Annotated in this window: 13 protein-coding genes; 9 read left to right on the top strand and 4 right to left on the bottom strand. The window is 47.1% G+C overall.

Annotated features, from left to right (window positions below):
- Nucleotides 1–2: 2 nt before the first annotated feature.
- Genes ADS79_RS16775 through ADS79_RS16760 form a run of 4 tightly spaced genes read left to right on the top strand, consistent with a single transcriptional unit; the run spans nt 3 to nt 4,304 of the window.
- The gene (locus tag ADS79_RS16775; protein WP_049739564.1) at nt 3–1,271 is read left to right on the top strand and encodes a hypothetical protein; all 1,269 of its coding nucleotides are present in this window, start codon (nt 3–5) and stop codon (nt 1,269–1,271) included.
- Entirely contained in the window at nt 1,246–2,268 is a 1,023-nt protein-coding gene (locus tag ADS79_RS16770; protein WP_049739563.1) for an ABC transporter ATP-binding protein, read from the top strand. The genes ADS79_RS16775 and ADS79_RS16770 overlap by 26 nt, the downstream gene beginning before the upstream one ends.
- Nucleotides 2,238–3,206 (top strand): ABC transporter ATP-binding protein, encoded by a 969-nt coding sequence (locus tag ADS79_RS16765; RefSeq protein WP_049739562.1) that lies wholly within the window; start codon nt 2,238–2,240, stop codon nt 3,204–3,206. The genes ADS79_RS16770 and ADS79_RS16765 overlap by 31 nt, the downstream gene beginning before the upstream one ends.
- 21 nt (nt 3,207–3,227) lie before the next feature.
- Nucleotides 3,228–4,304 (top strand): M42 family metallopeptidase, encoded by a 1,077-nt coding sequence (locus ADS79_RS16760; RefSeq protein ID WP_049739561.1) that lies wholly within the window; start codon nt 3,228–3,230, stop codon nt 4,302–4,304.
- A gap of 93 nt (nt 4,305–4,397) precedes the next feature.
- On the opposite strand, the gene ADS79_RS16755 is transcribed toward ADS79_RS16760, so the two are convergent.
- Nucleotides 4,398–5,729: an aspartate aminotransferase family protein gene (locus ADS79_RS16755; RefSeq protein ID WP_049739560.1), complete on the bottom strand. Its 1,332-nt coding sequence runs from the start codon at nt 5,727–5,729 to the stop codon at nt 4,398–4,400.
- Nucleotides 5,726–7,513, bottom strand: a complete 1,788-nt coding sequence (locus tag ADS79_RS16750) for a sigma 54-interacting transcriptional regulator (protein WP_236700009.1) — start codon at nt 7,511–7,513, stop codon at nt 5,726–5,728. The genes ADS79_RS16755 and ADS79_RS16750 overlap by 4 nt, the downstream gene beginning before the upstream one ends.
- Nucleotides 7,514–7,832: 319 nt before the next feature.
- On the opposite strand from ADS79_RS16750, the gene ADS79_RS16745 reads away from it, so the two are divergent.
- The 4 genes from ADS79_RS16745 to ADS79_RS16730 are packed head-to-tail and all read left to right on the top strand — an operon-like array spanning nt 7,833 to nt 12,913.
- The gene (locus ADS79_RS16745; RefSeq protein WP_049739559.1) at nt 7,833–8,984 is read left to right on the top strand and encodes an amidohydrolase family protein; all 1,152 of its coding nucleotides are present in this window, start codon (nt 7,833–7,835) and stop codon (nt 8,982–8,984) included.
- 15 nt (nt 8,985–8,999) lie between these two features.
- On the top strand, nt 9,000–10,349 hold the full coding sequence (locus tag ADS79_RS16740; RefSeq protein WP_236700008.1) for an APC family permease: 1,350 nt from the start codon (nt 9,000–9,002) through the stop codon (nt 10,347–10,349).
- Nucleotides 10,350–10,367: 18 nt separating this feature from the next.
- Nucleotides 10,368–11,573 (top strand): M20 metallopeptidase family protein, encoded by a 1,206-nt coding sequence (locus ADS79_RS16735; protein WP_049739557.1) that lies wholly within the window; start codon nt 10,368–10,370, stop codon nt 11,571–11,573.
- Complete coding sequence (locus tag ADS79_RS16730; RefSeq protein ID WP_049739556.1) at nt 11,567–12,913, top strand: glutamine synthetase family protein; 1,347 nt, start codon at nt 11,567–11,569, stop codon at nt 12,911–12,913. Before ADS79_RS16735 ends, ADS79_RS16730 begins: the two co-directional genes overlap by 7 nt.
- A gap of 495 nt (nt 12,914–13,408) precedes the next feature.
- Here ADS79_RS16730 and ADS79_RS16725 read toward each other — a convergent pair whose 3' ends face one another.
- Both ADS79_RS16725 and ADS79_RS16720 read right to left on the bottom strand, forming a co-directional pair.
- Nucleotides 13,409–14,605: an MFS transporter gene (locus tag ADS79_RS16725; RefSeq protein ID WP_049741025.1), complete on the bottom strand. Its 1,197-nt coding sequence runs from the start codon at nt 14,603–14,605 to the stop codon at nt 13,409–13,411.
- A 429-nt stretch (nt 14,606–15,034) separates the two neighbouring features.
- The gene (locus ADS79_RS16720) at nt 15,035–16,414 is read right to left on the bottom strand and encodes a D-serine ammonia-lyase (protein WP_049739555.1); all 1,380 of its coding nucleotides are present in this window, start codon (nt 16,412–16,414) and stop codon (nt 15,035–15,037) included.
- A gap of 154 nt (nt 16,415–16,568) precedes the next feature.
- Here ADS79_RS16720 and ADS79_RS16715 point away from each other — a divergent pair, with 154 nt between their 5' ends.
- Complete coding sequence (locus ADS79_RS16715) at nt 16,569–17,123, top strand: cupin domain-containing protein (protein WP_049739554.1); 555 nt, start codon at nt 16,569–16,571, stop codon at nt 17,121–17,123.
- Nucleotides 17,124–17,245: the final 122 nt, after the last annotated feature.

Raw genomic sequence — 17,245 nt, 5'->3', positions numbered from 1 at the left:
CTATGAACGTGTATAATATCCACTTGTTTACTATCATCTCTTTGCTTGCCTGTCTGCTCGCGATGTATTGGACACAGCGAAATCAGGTCGCCAGCGATGAAGAAAAGCTCGGTGTAGGAAAAGGAATCGTCAAGCTGCTAGGACTCTGGATTGGAATTCCCTGTTTTCTAGCCTCAGCACAAGCGTCCTATCAATACGGAATAATCGGGATGTTGGGTTACAGTGTCGCAGGAATTCTTGGCTTGCTGTTCATTTTCATGGTTAACCGAAAAATAATATACCAGCGTCAGCCTTTGCGCTATTTGCCACTGCTTTGGGTGCTCGAAGATATCCTCATCTCGGTACTGGCGGGCAAGATGATTCTTAACCTCATTTATAGTATCAATGACCATTTGTCAATAGCTTTTGTGACATCGTTTTTGCTTCTGATGCTGGCGGTGCAATTTGGAAAACCAAATCAGGCGTCATTTGTCATCGTACTTCTGGCGATGTCTGCAACGATGCTGCTTCCGACACTCGTCTATCTGAAAGTCAGTGTGCCGACGGTTTATTCGGGTGTGAAATTCCTCGCTACCGATATGCTTCGGCTGGATATTTCATCAAGCTGGAGCTTGGCGGGCGCTTTGCTGGTTCGTTTCATGACTGGCAGTCTGATCCATCCGCGTCTGAGAATAACTTTTCACCAGATCAAGGTGTCAAAGCGCGGCCTATGCTTTTGTCTTGCACCGCTGATCTGGGCATGTCTCCCAATATCTATGGGCACCCTTTCGTTCGTGTCCAAAGCAGAAGCAATTTGGCCTTCGTTTCCAGATCAGGTGAGCGTAATGGTCGTCGGCTACTTCGCCGGTCAGATCGGTATCGTTTTGTTGATTGTGACCTTAATCATTATTCTCATCACCGCTGTACCACAAGCCACGCTCGGGGAACAGAAGAGTGCAGTTTGGATGCGGGGAGCCATCATTTTGGTTGCGGGAGCGATTTCTCTTTTGTTCCCCAAGCTGACCATCCTTGACACGATGCTCAATTTTGCACTGATTTGGGCAGCAGTGGCGCCAGTCGTTCTCCTCATAAGCAAGCTGGGACGGGGAGGTGCAGCGATAGTCATCATCGCTGGACTGACAACAGGCTGCTTTTATTCGCTAACAAGTGGAGTAACCATCGGTGTTCTGGTTGATGTATTGGTGTCTGTGTCAGTAGCCGTATTGCTTACGATTCCGACAAACTGGAAGAAACGGAGGAACAGTCTTGGACCAACTTTTGGAAGTGACTAATTTATCGACGCAATTCAAGACCGAGGAAAAAATCGCCTTTGCAGTGCGGCAAGTGAATCTTTCAATCAAACCTGGGGAAACCATCGGCATCGTTGGAGAGAGCGGAAGTGGAAAAAGTGTGACGGCTCGCTCGATCATGCGTATCGTCGAAAACCAGGGCGGACAAATTACATCCGGCGAAATCCTGCTGGAAGGTGACGATCTCGTTAAAAAAACGGAAAAACAGATGCGCAATATCCGTGGAAACATGATATCGATGATTTTCCAGGATCCGATGACCTCTCTGAACCCCCTGATCAAGGTTGGAGAACAGATTGCAGAGGTGCTTCGCTATCACAAAAACTACAGCAAGCAACAGGCGAGGGCAGAGACGATTCGAATCATGCAGGATATGTCCATTCCATCTGCTGAAAAACGCTACGGACAGTATCCGCATGAGTTTAGTGGCGGCATGCTGCAAAGACTGATGATCGCCATTGCACTTGCTTGCAAGCCCAAGCTGCTCATCGCTGATGAACCGACGACTGCACTTGATGTGACGATTCAAGCACAGATATTGCGCCTGATGAAGCAATTGCAGACGCAGTACAACATGTCGATTCTGTTGATCACGCATGATCTCGGAGTCGTTGCACAAGTATGTGACCGCGTGTCGGTGATGTACGCTGGTGAGATTGTGGAGAGTGCTGATGTCGCTACTTTATTTGAGGAACCGCTTCACCCATATACATGGGGCCTGATTGAATCGATTCCAAGATTGGGACAACGAAAGGGCAGTCTGCAGCCGATCCAGGGAGCACCGCCAAAATTAACGGAGGAAATGATCGGCTGCTCATTTGCCAAGCGCTGTCCTTACAAGAGCACACGCTGCGAGCAGCAGAAGCCAGTTCTCGAACGATTGCGACCTGCTCATGCTGTCGCTTGCCATCACGCAGATGAGCTAGTGAAACGAAAGGGCGATCCAGGATGGAAGAACTACTCACGGTTAAGCAACTGAAGAAGTATTATCCCGCCGGAAAAACCAATTTTTTCGGAAAGCATCAGCAGCTTCTGAAGGCTGTGGACGATGTATCCTTCCATATTTTACGAGGGGAAGTTTTTGGGCTCGTGGGAGAGAGTGGGTGCGGGAAATCAACAACGGGCCGCTGTATTTTGCGAGTCACTGACCCGACTGAGGGCAGTGTCATATACGATGGCAAGGAGGTGACGGGCTGCTCGCCAAAAGAACTGCTGGCACTCAGACGTGATATGCAAATGGTGTTTCAGAACCCGTACTCCTCCCTAAATCCCCGTATGACCATTCGCCAGTCACTGGAAGAGGTATTGTCTGTTCACCAGATTGCAAAAGGCAAAGAAGCTATGGGGCGAATCGAAGAACTTATGGACCTGGTCGGTTTGTCGGCGGATGTGATCGAGCGTTATCCCCACGAATTCAGCGGGGGACAGCTACAACGAATAGGTATCGCCAGAGCGCTTTCGGTAGAGCCGCGATTTATTTTTGCCGATGAACCGGTTTCGGCTTTAGATGTATCGGTACAGGCACAGATTCTTAATTTGCTGTCCCGATTGCGCGAAGAACTGGGGCTGACCATGCTGTTTGTCGCCCATGATCTCAGCGTGGTCGAACATATCAGTGACCGTGTTGGCGTCATGTATCTCGGGCAGATTGTCGAGATGGGAAGCGTGGAACAGCTGTTTCAAAATACACTTCATCCGTACACGCAAGCCCTCATGGCAGCGATTCCAGTCCCCGATCCTGCGATTAAAAAAAAGGAGCTCTTACTGGAGGGTGACATTCCCAGTCCAATCGATCCCCCTAAAGGCTGTCGGTTTGCTTCGCGCTGCCCAGAATGTTTTGCACCATGCAGGGAAGAGGCCCCGGTGTTGAGAGAAGTGACCCCGGGTCACTTTGTCGCTTGTCATTTGTACGCATAAATAAGAGAGGGTGTTTGAATCATGAGTTCACTTGCACAATACCTTCGTGATTTGGACCGGATTCACGGCGTTTCTGGAGATGAAGAGCGCGTGGCAGCCTATATGAAGGAGCAAATCGGGCCTGATGTTGACGAGCATTTTGCAGATCCGCTCGGTAACCACTATTTTGTGAAAAAGGGTACGAGCCCCGATTTCAAGCTGATGCTCTCCGCTCACATGGACGAAATCGGTTTTGTGGTTAGCCATATCGATCAAAAAGGCTTTGTCTATTTTCTGCCAGTGGGTTATCACGATAGCCGAATGGTAATGAATCAGGTATTGACGATTCAGACCCAGACAGGGCAGGTCAAAGGAATAACAGGCGGTAAACCAGCACATGTCGTTACCCCAGAAGAAGCAAAAATGGCAATTTCTCTTGAAAATTTGCATCTGGATCTGGGAACGTCCAGCCGCAACGAAACACTCGCACTCGGTGTGCAGATAGGCGACTACATTACGTTTGACCGCGCAGGACAGTTCCTGAACGGGACAAAGGTGTTCAGTGGCAAAGCAGTCGATAACCGATCCGGTTGTGCTGTCCTGATCGAAGTGATGAAAAGGCTGTCCCAAATGACTATCGCACCTACTGTGTATGGGGTAGCCTCGGTTCAGGAGGAAGTCGGACTGCGTGGAGCTGGACCTGCAGCATTTGCGATTCAGCCCGATATCGGTCTAGCGATAGATGTTATTTTTGCTGGTGGAACTCCCGGGATGGATGAAAGAATCACGCCGATAGAGCTAGGGAGAGGTCCGGCCATCAAAATGTACGACTGGACCCCCAGCAATGGCCACGGCAATAACGTCCCGAAGAAACTGACACGTAGACTGATACAGACAGCAGAGAAGCATGAGATTTCCTATCAACGTGAAGTCGTGCTCAATGGTGGAACGGATGCATGGGCGATCAGTCTGACAGGGAGAGGAGCACTAACCGGTTGCATCTCTCTACCTTCTCGCTATATTCATTCGGCGACAGGTATCGTACATATGGACGATCTGGAACAAGCTGTTGAATTGATTGTAGCTTTTATTCAGGAAATTCAGGAAAAATGGTTATAATCTAGGCAGGTTGAAGGAATAGGAATAAGATAGAAGTGAAATTACCGGCGTTCACCAGGAGCGCCGGTTTATTGTGTAACCATACGTTACCGATTACCATCCCGCATATTGTTTGACCTTTTCCATATCAATGCTGTTGCTTTCGAGATCCTTGAAAGCTTGATCCAGAATCGAGACCGCTAAGTCAATTTCTTGTTTGGAAATGGTCAAGGGTGGGGTAATCTCGATGACATTGCTATGAATGCCTACATAAAAAACGATCAAGCCCAATTCAAAGCAGCGGTAACAAACAGCTGCTGTTTTTTCAGCTGCAGGAGCTTTGGTGGACCGATTCTCCACAAGCTCGACCCCGATCGCCAATCCGCGTCCTCGAACGTCGCCAATCCACTCGTATTTTTGCTGCAGTTCCCCCAGCATTTGCAAAAAGTAGGCTCCGTTTTCTGCAGCATTCTCGATGAGCCTCTCTTCTTCCAGAATGGCGATATTCTCCCATGCAGCCATGCTGCATATTGGATTGCCACTGGCGGTGAACATATGGACGCCACTCCCCGTATCCAGCAGTTCTTTTCTTGCAACGACCGCGCTGATTGGCAAGCCTGCTCCAAGTGATTTGCCCAATACGACAGCATCAGGAGTCAGATCGAAGTGGTCAAAGGAGAACCACTTCCCCGTTCTGCCCATTCCTACTTTCACTTCATCGAAAATCAGGGATATTTGGTAACGCTGACACAGTTTTTGCAATTCCGGCAAAAAATCATCAGGAGGTACGACAAGGCCACCGTCACTTTGGATTCCTTCGACAATTAATCCGGCGGTATCTTCGGGAGGACAGACTGTCCGAAAAACTTCATTTTCGATGTATTGAATGACTTGTGAGGTGAGCGCGGTTGTCTCTCCAAATGGAGGTCGATACGGATTCGGATACGGCACCTTTAGGACATTGCCGCTGCCGATAAATTTGGCTTGGGCGGGATGGCCAGACAAGGAAAGAGAACCCATCGTTTGTCCGTGGTAGGAACCCATAAAGGAAACCATTCGGGATCGATTGCGGGCCAGAGGCAACAGCTTGAATACACAGTCATTCGCGTCCGAACCTGAATGGCCAAACCAGACCTTTTTCTCAAACGAACCCGGCATTATCTCGATGAGCTTTTGTGCCAAGCCGACCATGTTTTTCTCCGGAATGGTGAGCTGTGACGTAAATGATAGGGACTCATACTGTTGTTTCAATTGATGCGCGATGCGCGGATTACCGTACCCGATTCCAGCAACTGCCCAGCCAGCGCTCAAATCCAGATAGGACACACCTGCCGCGTCCATCAGTCTGGTCCCGAAAGCGGAGGCTACCGATATCGGGTAAAAGCGGATTTTCAACGCGTTGGATATGACTTTGTCTTCGACAGAAAGCAGTGTATCCTGATTCACCGGAGCATCCCCCTAACATTTTTCAAATCGTATTTTTTCAGCTTGTAATTCAGGTTTTGGCGGGGAATCCCTAGCTGCTCACTCGCTTTGGTGACGTTTCCCCTGGAGTCACGCAGGGCTTGCTCGATCATGACCCGTTCCAGGCGTTCGATCTGTTCGGGCAGATTCCCCCGGTAATCATGGACTGAGGGCTGGGCTGGCAGAGAGGGTTCTGCCAGTTGGTTCATTTTTTGTTTGAAGTCAGGGGGGAGGTGATCGTACGAGATCATCGTTTCGTCATAAACCAGATTCAGTGAACCCTCAATGGTATGTTCCAGCTGACGGACATTGCCCGGCCAGCTGTAATTCAGGAAAAATTGGAAAACGTCATCGTCCAAACCCACCACGTCAACTCCTAATCCATTCGAGTGCTTTTGGATGAAAAATTCGATGAGAACGGGAATATCTTCTCGTCGCATTCGCAAGGGGGGAATGAAAATAGTAACGACACCCAAACGGTAGTACAAGTCTTCTCGTAGCCTTTCGTTTGCTATGGCCTCATGCGGATCTTCATTCATGGTAGCAACTACCCGAACGTCGATATCGAGTAACTTTGACGATCCCAGTCGTTGGATTTTTCTCTCCTGGAGCACACGGAGGAGCTTTGCTTGCAGGTTTGGATTCATGGAATTGATTTCATCCAAGAGCAACGTTCCCCCATGCGCCTGTTCAAAGAGGCCTGCCCGATCGATGGCACCGGTAAAACTCCCGACGCTCGTCCCGAATAGCAACCCTTCAAGCAGTGCTTCCGGCAGAGCGGCACAATTTTGGGCGATGAAGGGTTTGTGTTTGCGTGGACTTTCATTATGGATGCTTTGGGCGATAAGCTCCTTGCCTGTCCCGGTTTCTCCCACAATCAGAATATTCGAACGAGAACGAGCAGATCTACGTGCTTGCTCGATCATATATCCCATTTCCTTGCTGGAATAGATGATCGTCTCAAACTGGTAACGGGTATTGCTTTTTTCTACGGTGGGAAGTAGGGGAACGGTTGCCCCAGAAGTCTGTTTTTGCAATTGGTAAATGGTATCGGTCAATTGCTTTTGCTCCGTAATATCCTTGGAGATTTCGACGGCTCCTACCTTTTTGTTTCCTAAATACAATGCCATGGTACGAGAAAGTGTCGTCACCGCTTTTCCATTGTTCGCAAAATGAGTCTCCCGATGATTAAGCACCCTGCCAGTTCGCAAGCTTGTTAATAAAGTGCTGGTTTCTTCGTCCAAGGGCCAGATATCTTCCAGCCTTTTTTCCCTGACCGCTTCGGGCTCGAGCGTATCCAATTCACCCATTTTCCGATTGTAGAAAATGATTTTTCCTTGCGGATCGATGCTGCAGACACCTTCTTCCAATTGATCCAGGATGGAGTCATACATGGCTTTGGTTTCATTCATTTGCTGCAACTGGTGCTGCAATTGCTGCGTTTGCGTAATGTTTTTGAAAATGAATAGAAACAGTACCGAATTTGGCGGGATACCCAGACAGGAGAGATTCACAATCAACTGCTGAGTGCCGAACGAAATGGTAATCCCGGTCATGTTTTTTCTTATTTGAATGCATTTGCGAAATTCTTCGGATGGGATCAGTTCAAAGATGGAGATCCCAATCAAACTACTGGGACTACTGGAAAACAGACGGGTGGCTGATCGGTTCAACGAAAGGATGTCTCCTTTGTCATCGGTAATCACCATGCCGTCAAAGCTTACGTTCCACACATCGTGCAAAGGGAGACTCGAGTAAACATTCACGTGTATTTATCACCTCTATAAACAGAAAAATTACAGTGAAAAAAAATGAGCGTTATTCATCAAGAGAGTAGGTTGGAGAGTTTCATTTTGTAAACTATAGCAGAAACGTCTGGTTTTTTGAAAGGTAAAAATCACATAAAGAGTTTAAATTGGGAAAGAAAAAAATATTTCGAAAAATTTTGGGCGATTGGTAATTATTTTTCGTTTTATAACGAGTGCACCGAAACAAAAGAGTGAATATTCGTGCGTTATCTCATTTTATATCTGTTGGCACGAATGTTGCTGAAAGACATGGCATCACATGTTACAGGAGGTCATTATGTCAGAAATATCTTTGCGAGATGTACAAGCCGTCGATGTCCATGCTCATCCATATGTAGCGAATGAACAACCTTACACGACCGAGGAGTTTATTCACAAGCTGTCCTTGTCCGTACTACCGATGCAAATGCACAAGGGACAAATCTCTTCGCCTCATCAGCCTTACCCAGGCTCCATCATGTGGATGCAAATTCTGATCAGACGAATGGCTCGTTATTTTGCTTGCGAACCGACACTGGCGGAAGTCGTGAGAGTGCGAAATGAGCGAGCGGCAAACTTTCAGACGTACACCAGAGAATTGTTTGCGGATGCCAAGATCACGGGTGTAATCACCGATTTCGGGTATCCGACACCGATGCTGAAAAAGCAGGCGTACACAGAGCTGTGTGGCGCGAGAATCTGGGAAATTCACCGGATCGAACCCGTCATGGTGCGCCTTCGCAAGGAATGTGCCAGCTTCGGAGAGTTCATCGAGAGGTATCGAGCAGATTTGCGGAACGCATTGGAGAGTGCAGATGTGGTCGGTTTGAAATCGATTATTGCCTACCGAAGTGGGCTGGAAGTGATGGATAAGAATGAGCAGGCCGCTTCCTCGCAATGGGAGGATTTCCAGGCAAATGAACGTGCTGAAGCCAAAGCTTTGCGGGACTATTGCCTGCATATTGCCATGGAGGAATGTACCTTTGCAAACAAAGTCATGCATATTCACACAGGTGTAGGGGATGGCGATGTTGTCTTGCCGAAAGCAAGCCCCAGCTTCCTGCTGCCGCTGCTGCGTCAAAAGGCATACGCAGAAACCAAGGTGCATCTCGTTCACGGGGGCTATCCTTGGGTGGAGGAGGCCGCATTCATCGTCAGTATTTTGCCAAACGTCTACATGGACATTTCCTTGCAAAATCCATTTGTAGGTCACGGAGTCAAACGGATTCTCTCACAAGTGTTTGAATTCGCGCCGTTTGACAAGGTGATGTATGGTTCCGATGCTTTTACCGTTCCGGAAATGAACTGGCTGGGAGTGCATTTGTTCAAGGAGTGCTTTGAACAAGTGTTGCAGTCATGGGTAGAGTCGGACTACGTTGATGCCGAGACAGCACGCTACATCGGAGAAATGGTATTGTACCGCAATTTTGAGAGCATCTATTTCAAATAATTTGGGGGTGCCATGATGGAACAACGAGTGTTGGAGCTTGCACCGGAGCGAAAGCTGGGGTATTGGCACATATGGGCCTTGGGGGTGGGAGCCGTCGTCGGGGACGGCGTCTTCCTGCTCATGGGGCAAGGAATCGCGATGGCAGGTCCGGGAGCGATCCTCGCCTATTTTATCGCGGGTCTGTCACAATTTTTTCTCATGATTGCCCTTGGCGAACTGGCAGTCGGGATGCCCAATGCAGGAGCCATGTCCCGTTGGGTGGAGAGGATGATGGGGCGCTGGTGGGGCTTTTTATCCGGGGTAACATTCGCGCTCGGATGGGTCATTGCAGGCGGTAGCGTCGGCTTGGCACTAGGAAAAATTACGATGTGGTTTTTCCCGCAATTGCAAGGAGAGTACTGGTCAGTCATTTTCGCGGTGTTCTTTATTACGGTGTTTGCTGTACTCAATATCTTGGGGACAGAAATCGCTGCAACCACGCAATTATTGCTCGTGATTATCATGACGGCTGTTATTGCTATCTTCTCACTCATTGGATTAAAAGATATGAATCTAGAGAATTTCACACCCTTTCTCCCGCACGGATCGGAAGGTTTTTGGTCAGCTATTCCGCTCGGAACGTACGCTTACTTGGGAGCAGTTACACTGGCAACTGCCGGGGGCGAATGTAAGGACCCTAAAGATTTGCCAAAAGCGCTGATCTGGTCCGGAATTACGTTTTTGATTCTCTATACGGCAGCTCAGGCTGTCTTGCAAGGCTTGATTCCCTGGAATCAGATTACGATGGACAGCTCGCCGTTTACGGTTGCAGCAGGACAAGTATTTGGCTTTGCTGGGGCATTTGTCATGAATGCCGTCGCCTGGATTGCCGCAGCCACCTGCATTTTGATGGGGACACTATATGCAGCTTCACGAATCTTTTATGCACAGGCTCGCGAGGGATTTTTACCAGCGTTTTTCGGGTATCTCCATCCAAAAACGAAAACACCTTTGTACGGCATCTTGTTTGTGTGGGCTTGCTCAGTCGCTCTTGTGATTTTGGGTTCCTTGAATCCTGATTTCCTCTATGTCGAGCTATCCAACCAGTTGGTTCTATCATGGATGGTATCCTGGACATTGGCTTTGATTGCCGCCGTTCTCTATCGCAAAAAGCATCCAGATGAGATCGAACGGTTGCCGTGGAAACAACCCTTGTACCCACTCTTCCCGATATTGGGCTTTATTGGAATCGGCATTGTCTGTTACGGCTCGTTCGTTGGGTCTCCGATGACGCTGCTGCGCGGTGCGATCTGGATGGGGGCTTTATTCATCGTGTTCAAGCTGTTTCAGAAGAAAGGTCAATCTACGGTTACTCATCGTAGCTAGGATAGGAAGGGATCAACCATGAAAAGCTCCATTCATGAAAAGCTGTCACTCGGCGAGGACCTCATGCAGCAACTAGCCGAAATCAGAAGTTACCTCCATCAAAACCCAGAGCTATCCTTTCAGGAATACCAGACTAGCTCGTATATCGTGTCTTGGCTGGAAAAATGGGGCATCCCACATCGCCGTTTTGGTGAGACGGGGGTCGTCGTCGACTTGGTAGGTAACGGGGAAGAGGGCCCTCATATCGGAGTTCGAGCGGATATAGACGCCCTCCCCATCGAAGAAAAAACGGAACTGCTGTTCGCTTCCAAACAACCGGGCGTCATGCATGCATGCGGACACGATGGACACACCACGATTTTGCTCGGTACTGTCTATCAGTTGTATCAGTTGAAAAGCGAATGGAGGGGACGCGTGCGCTGCATCTTCCAACCGGGCGAAGAAGCAGACGGGGCGGCGCAGCAGATGATTGAGCAAGGAGTTTTGGAGAATCCGCCAGTGAACGGGATGCTCGCCCTGCATTTATGGCCGCATCTGCCGTTTGGATCGGTAGGGGTCAGAACCGGAGCGATCACGGCCTCTTGTGACGATTTTCGGATCGAAATCGAAGGGAAGGGCGGCCACAGCGCAAGACCTCACCATGCAGTCGATGCCATTGCGATCAGTAGTCAGATTCTTCAGGCGCTCTCCCTGCTCGTTACTAAGAGTACGAATCCCGTGGACCCTGTGGTCATCCACGTAGGCAAGATTCAGGGCGGGACAGCAAACAACATCGTAGCAGATCGGGTCGTCTTGGAAGGAACGACACGGACGGTTTCGCGGGAGACGAGAAAAAGATTGCGATCCCAGTTCATCACTCTCGTCGAAGGAATCGCAGAGGCGTACGGAGCGAGAGCAAAAATCATGTACCCCGATGGCTTGCCTCCTGTCATCAACGACCCGCTGCTGACTGACTGCGTGAAACAGTGCGCGGGAGATTTGTTAGGTGATTCTAGTGTATACGTCCTGTTAGAGCCATCTATGGGGGCAGATGATTTTGGAGCTTTTGCCGAACAGGTCCCGAGCACGTATTTCCGATTAGGCATCCAGCAAACGGATCGTCCTGTGTACGATTTGCATCATCCGCAATTCCAGTTTGATCAGGAGATTATTCCGATTGGCGTCAAGTTATTTACCCATACAGTTCTCACATTGCTTGATAAAGGAGAGATAGAGACATGTTAACAAAAGAAGAAGTGATAGGAATGGTAGAGAGAGAGCAAATCGAATTCATCCGGATCGAATTCCTTGACTATGCCGGAGTCACACGCGGCAGGACCGTTCGCCCAGCCCAACTCGCAAGTGCGATGGAGAAAGGGGTCAATTTCAGTACAGCGATCATGAGCTTTGACTGCTTTGACGAGTACATCCCCAATCCGACGTACGGAGCAAATGATGGAGATTTTTTTGCCATACCGGATCCCGAGACATTTGCCATCCTGCCACATCGGAAAAATACAGCGCGGATGTTGTGTGACCTCGTCGATGCCAATGGAGATCCATGGGTAGGCTGTCCGCGAAATGCACTGAAGCGGCTTTTGTCAGAGGTAGAGTCCCAGCTTGGCGGGAAGATGTACATGGCATTTGAACAGGAGGCATATCTGCTCAATGAAGTGGATGAAAAGATCCAGCCAGCGGACAATAGCCATTGTTTCTCTACCGTTGGGGTGGACATCCAGGAGGAATTTGTCCAGGATTTTGTTCTCTCGTTGGAACAGATGGGCGTAGAAACCGAGCAAATCTCCAGTGAATACGGACCAGGACAATTGGAAATCAACTTGAAATACACACCAGCGTTGCAGGCAACCGACAATCAGGTGACGTTCATGCACCTGTTTAAACAAATTGCCAAAGACAAGGGAATGATCGGCACGTTGATGCCAAAGCCCTTCCAGCACCTGGCCGGAAGTGGCCTGCATGTGCATATTAGTCTCTATGACGAAGCAGGAGAAAATCTCTTTGAAGATACTTCGGATCAGCGGGGACTCGACATGTCGGAGAAAGCGTACCATTTTATCGGCGGGCTCCTCAAGCATGCTTCATCTTTAATTGCGATCGGGGCTCCGAGCGTCAATTCCTACAAACGCATGCAGCCGGGTACATGGGCTCCTGCACACGTTTGCTACGGCTCAGGCAATCGTTCCGTACTTGTACGAATTCCTGAAAAGCGCAGAGCGAGGCGATTCGAGTTTCGAGGAGCGGACGGCACTTGTAATCCGTATCTGTTGGCTGCCTGCTTGGTGGCAGCGGGACTGCATGGAATCCAGAGCAGAATGGAGCCAGGAGAGCCAGCTACTACCGATGTGAGTAAAATGAGCAATGCCGAGTTAAAGGAAAGAGGAATCGGTTGGGTGCCACGTTCTCTCCCGGAAGCAATCAGTCATTTGTCTGAGGATACGATCTTGGCAGAAACGATCGGTCGTTCGATTTGGGAAGAGTTCATCAACATCAAGCGGACAGAGTCAGATAAATTCAATCGCTATGTGACTGACTGGGAGAGAAAGCTGTTCTCGAATCTGTTCTGACCTGACTGTAAATGGTACATTCTTTCATAAAAAAAGAGCTTCCTTTTGTAAAACAGCAAGAATAAATTGAAAAGTCTACCAGTACGATGGAAATGGGGAAACGTGAAGTTCTTCTCTATGATGGAGAGGCCAGGAGGAAGGGCATCTACTTTGTCAGGAGGGAACAAAAATGAGAATGAATATGGATATTCTCATCCAGTTACTCATGCTCATTGTGATGATCATCGAACTGGCAACCAGGTAGAGAGAACTTTCATACCACTGGGAAGCGAGGAACCACCATACGTGGAACCTCGCTTTCGCTGTTTTCGGGCAGAATCTTCTGAACAAGTTTTTCACCGCGTGAAGAGGGAAGAGGGAAGAGAGCGAACCTTTGAGTCTTTGCAGAGAAAAATAGCAGCAAGAATTATACAATGACTATTTCTAAACAAAAAAACCAGCTGTGAAAAGCTGGTTTTAATTCTTGGCTGTTTCAAAATATAAGAATTATCTCTTTCAAGCGAGCTTTCGTTCAACCATATAGGAACCGATCCCTAAAAGCAGAGCCAGTCCTACGAGCACAGCACCGACCCATGGGAGGGAAGTGATTGAAAGATGAGTAATCACCCATCCCCCAATGAAAGCGCCAGCTGCATTTCCTAGATTACCAGCAGAATGGCTGGAGGTAGAGGCAAGAGCAGGTGCTGACTCTGCTAGGCTCATCACACGTACTTGCAGACCAGGAAAAACTGCGAAGGAAGCAGCTCCCCATAGAAAAATGGTCACGACGGCAGCTATTGGACTATAAACGGTAAACGTAAACAGGGTGAGGATGACACAAACGGTGAAGTATAGACCGAGTATGGAAGGCATCAGCTTCCAATCGGCCAGTTTCCCGCCTACGATATTTCCAATGGTCACCCCGCAGCCGAAGAGGACAAGAATCCATGTGACATGATATTCTGCGAATCCAGTAACTTTTATAAGTAGTGGCGCAATATAAGTAAATACGGTGAATAGACCTGCGTTTCCTAGTGCCCCGATAAGGAGGTAAAGGAGGAGCTTTGGTTTGACAAGAGCGGTGATTTGCCCAATAATGCTGCCCGCTTGTTCTTGACGGGTTTGCGGTACGAAAATAAGTATGCCAATCAATGCGATGATTCCCATAATGGCAATAGAACCGAACGAGGATCGCCAGCCCATGTGTTGACCGATAAATGTACCTAGTGGAACACCAATAATATTAGCAATCGTCAGACCTGCCATCATAATGGAAACGGCACTGGCCCGTTTGTGAGGAGGCACAAGACTCGAGGCGACGACAGCCCCTACTCCAAAAAATGTCCCATGAGTCAAAGCGGTTAGCATACGTGCCGCCATCAATATAGAGTAGCTGGGAGCAAAAACAGAGATTCCGTTACCGAGAATAAAGAGAACCATAAGCAGGCATAGCAGCCTCTTTTGGGGGATTCGGTTGGTAAGGATTGTCATGATAGGCGCACCGACGGCTACCCCGAGTGCATACATGGTAATCAGCTGGCCCGCTGATGAGATACTGACCTGTAAATCCTCTGCTACATTTGGTAGAAGACCCATGATGACAAATTCAGTCATGCCGATGGAAAAAGAACCTAGTGTAAGAGAGAGTAAAGAGATAGAAAACGTTTCCTTCTTAGCTTGTTCCTTCGTAGTCAGATGAGATAGCTCCTCCATGAATGGAATACAACCTTTCTGCAGTTTATGCGGCTTTGAATTTTTGGATGAAAGAGACCCAAGCGAGAAAGCCTGGGTCTTTTGATTTAAAAAATGAGCAATCTTACAGGAAATTTCGGCGAAGCCATACAATTTTATAACACATTTAAACAAAAAGGTAGAGCAAATGATGTTTTTTTGTAGAAGCAGAATGTATGATTGATGCATGTCGCAAAGAATCCCTAACAAAAATAAGGTAATGTTCATTCAAATAGAATTAGTTAAAACGGAGCTACTATCAAACTAAGGGTTTGAGAGTAAAATAGTGACAGCAAAACACCGGTAGTCCTGGACTTTACGTTCCCGCTTGTTATGGTGGGCGAACAAGAAAAAGCGGATCAGACTGTGTTGTTCACAGTCTTTGTCCGCTTTTTCTTTGATTCAACGATCTTATTCCGTAAGTGAATCTTTCAGTGTTGATAAATGTAAGCCTTTGTTATAATAGTCTTCCATTATTTCTCTTGGAACCAAGCTTCCGCCTGTTGCCCAAACAATATGTGTGCCATTTTCCAAGCTTCCTTCTAATGCATTTGCAGATATATATTCCTGACCAACTCTTGTATGATGCAGTTTGACGGTTCCTAGCATTCCAGCTAATGCAGATGGTTCAAGGTCAATATTTTCGGAGTTACTAAGAGCATGTAGTAAAATATATAATTCATCATCTTCAATTGTAAAAATTCCACTCAATAAGCTTTCGATTACTTTCCCTACAAATCGAGAAGGCCGTCCTACTGCAAGACCATCCGCGTCAGTCTTGTTATCTATCCCAAAATCCTGAACAGATACTTGATCATGTAATTCTGTTAACAACCCCAGCAGCATGCATGGAGAGTGGGTTGGTTCAGCAAAGAAGCAGTGCACATGTTCCCCGTATATCAATTTTAAGCCAAAAGCAACGCCTCCTGGACCACCGCCAACACCGCACGGAAGATATACGAATAAAGGGTGGTCTTTATCTACAATAACGCCAGCTGCATCTAATTGATCTTTTAATCGAATTGCTGCTACAGCGTACCCTAAAAATAAGTCCTTTGAATTTTCGTCATCAATAAAGTAGCAATCTGGATCTGTTTCTGCTTGTTTTCTTCCTTCTTCAACCGCTTTACTATAGTCTGATCGATGCTCAATGACAGTAACGCCTTTTTCTCTGAGCAAGTCCTTTTTCCATTGCTTTGCGTCTTCTGACATATGAACAGTCACGTTAAAACCAATTTTTGCACTCATGACTCCAATACTCAGTCCCAGGTTACCGGTAGATCCTACAGCGATCGAATATTGCGAAAAAAAGTCTTTGAACTTCTTAGTATCTAAAATAGAGTAATCATCCTGAGCGGTTAACAGTTTATGCTTAAACAAAAGATCCTCTGCATGCTTGAGAACCTCATATATCCCACCTCTGGCTTTAATCGATCCCGAAATAGGGAGGTGGCTATCACATTTTAACCATAGCTTCCCAGGAAGTGGTTGCTGATACTTTTTTTCAAGATAGCGCTGCATATGGGGAATAGGTACCAAAGGAGATTCGATGATGCCGTTCATGCTTTGGGTTTCTACAAAAACCTTAGCAAGATAAGGTGCAAATCGTTGCCATCTTTCCTCAGCATCATTCACATCATTTTCATCAATGGAAAGAGTATCAATGCTTGATGCATTATACTTGTCATTTATCCAAAATACTTCTTTTACTGACACTACATCTTCTAATATCGGATATTCTCGTTGCCATTGTAAAATCGATTTCCCTGCTACTGTGTGATCCGTTGGCATCGGTAACTTCCCCTCTTCTTTACATGTTTTTGGAGTACGATTACATAAAAAAGGTATTACGTGATTCTCTTTATGTTAAAATGTATTTAATAAAAGTCAATACAATTTACTTCAATTACAACTGAAATTAATTTCGAGGAGCAGCGTATTTATTATGAATGACATTCATGTAGGGCAAAAAATACAAGAATACAGGAAGAAGAAAGGATTAAACATCCGCCAACTAGCAGATCTGGTAGTAGTGACGCCTTCATTGCTAAGCCAAATTGAACGAGGATTAGCAAACCCTTCTATTCATACACTGAAGTTAATTGCTAAAGTATTAGAGGTTCCGGTTTTTAACTTCTTTCTGGAGCAGGAACACACAAAAAATTTGATTGTGCGATCCAATCATCGAAAAAAAATGATTCTTCCCGAATGTGAACATATTTCATATGAGCTATTATCTCCTGATTTAAACGGGGCAATCGAGTATGCTTTAATGAAATTGACACCTGGAACTCAATCTTCTGAGGCATTAATGGAACATGTAGGAGAGGAAGCAGCTTTTGTTCTAGAAGGGGAGGTAAAGCTGTATTTAAATGATGAAGTTCATATTTTGAGTAAGGGGGATAGTGTAAGAATACCGCCGCATATGAAACATAAGTGGGAAAATGCGTTTGATCAGAACGTGGTTGTTATATTCGCAGTTACACCACCTTCTTTTTAACTAAATAGATATAGAAGAAGGTGCTTGGGTGACAGAAGCGCCTTTTTGTTTTTTAAAGAGCTCGATCCTATCAACCTGATTCTAGTTAAGAAAAACACTTGATCTTTTATCCTGGTTTATTT

This window comes from Brevibacillus reuszeri (genome assembly GCF_001187725.1).
Taxonomy (GTDB): domain Bacteria; phylum Bacillota; class Bacilli; order Brevibacillales; family Brevibacillaceae; genus Brevibacillus; species Brevibacillus reuszeri.
Note: the sequence above shows the minus strand (reverse complement) of the source record. Positions and strands in the feature narration are given on the sequence as shown.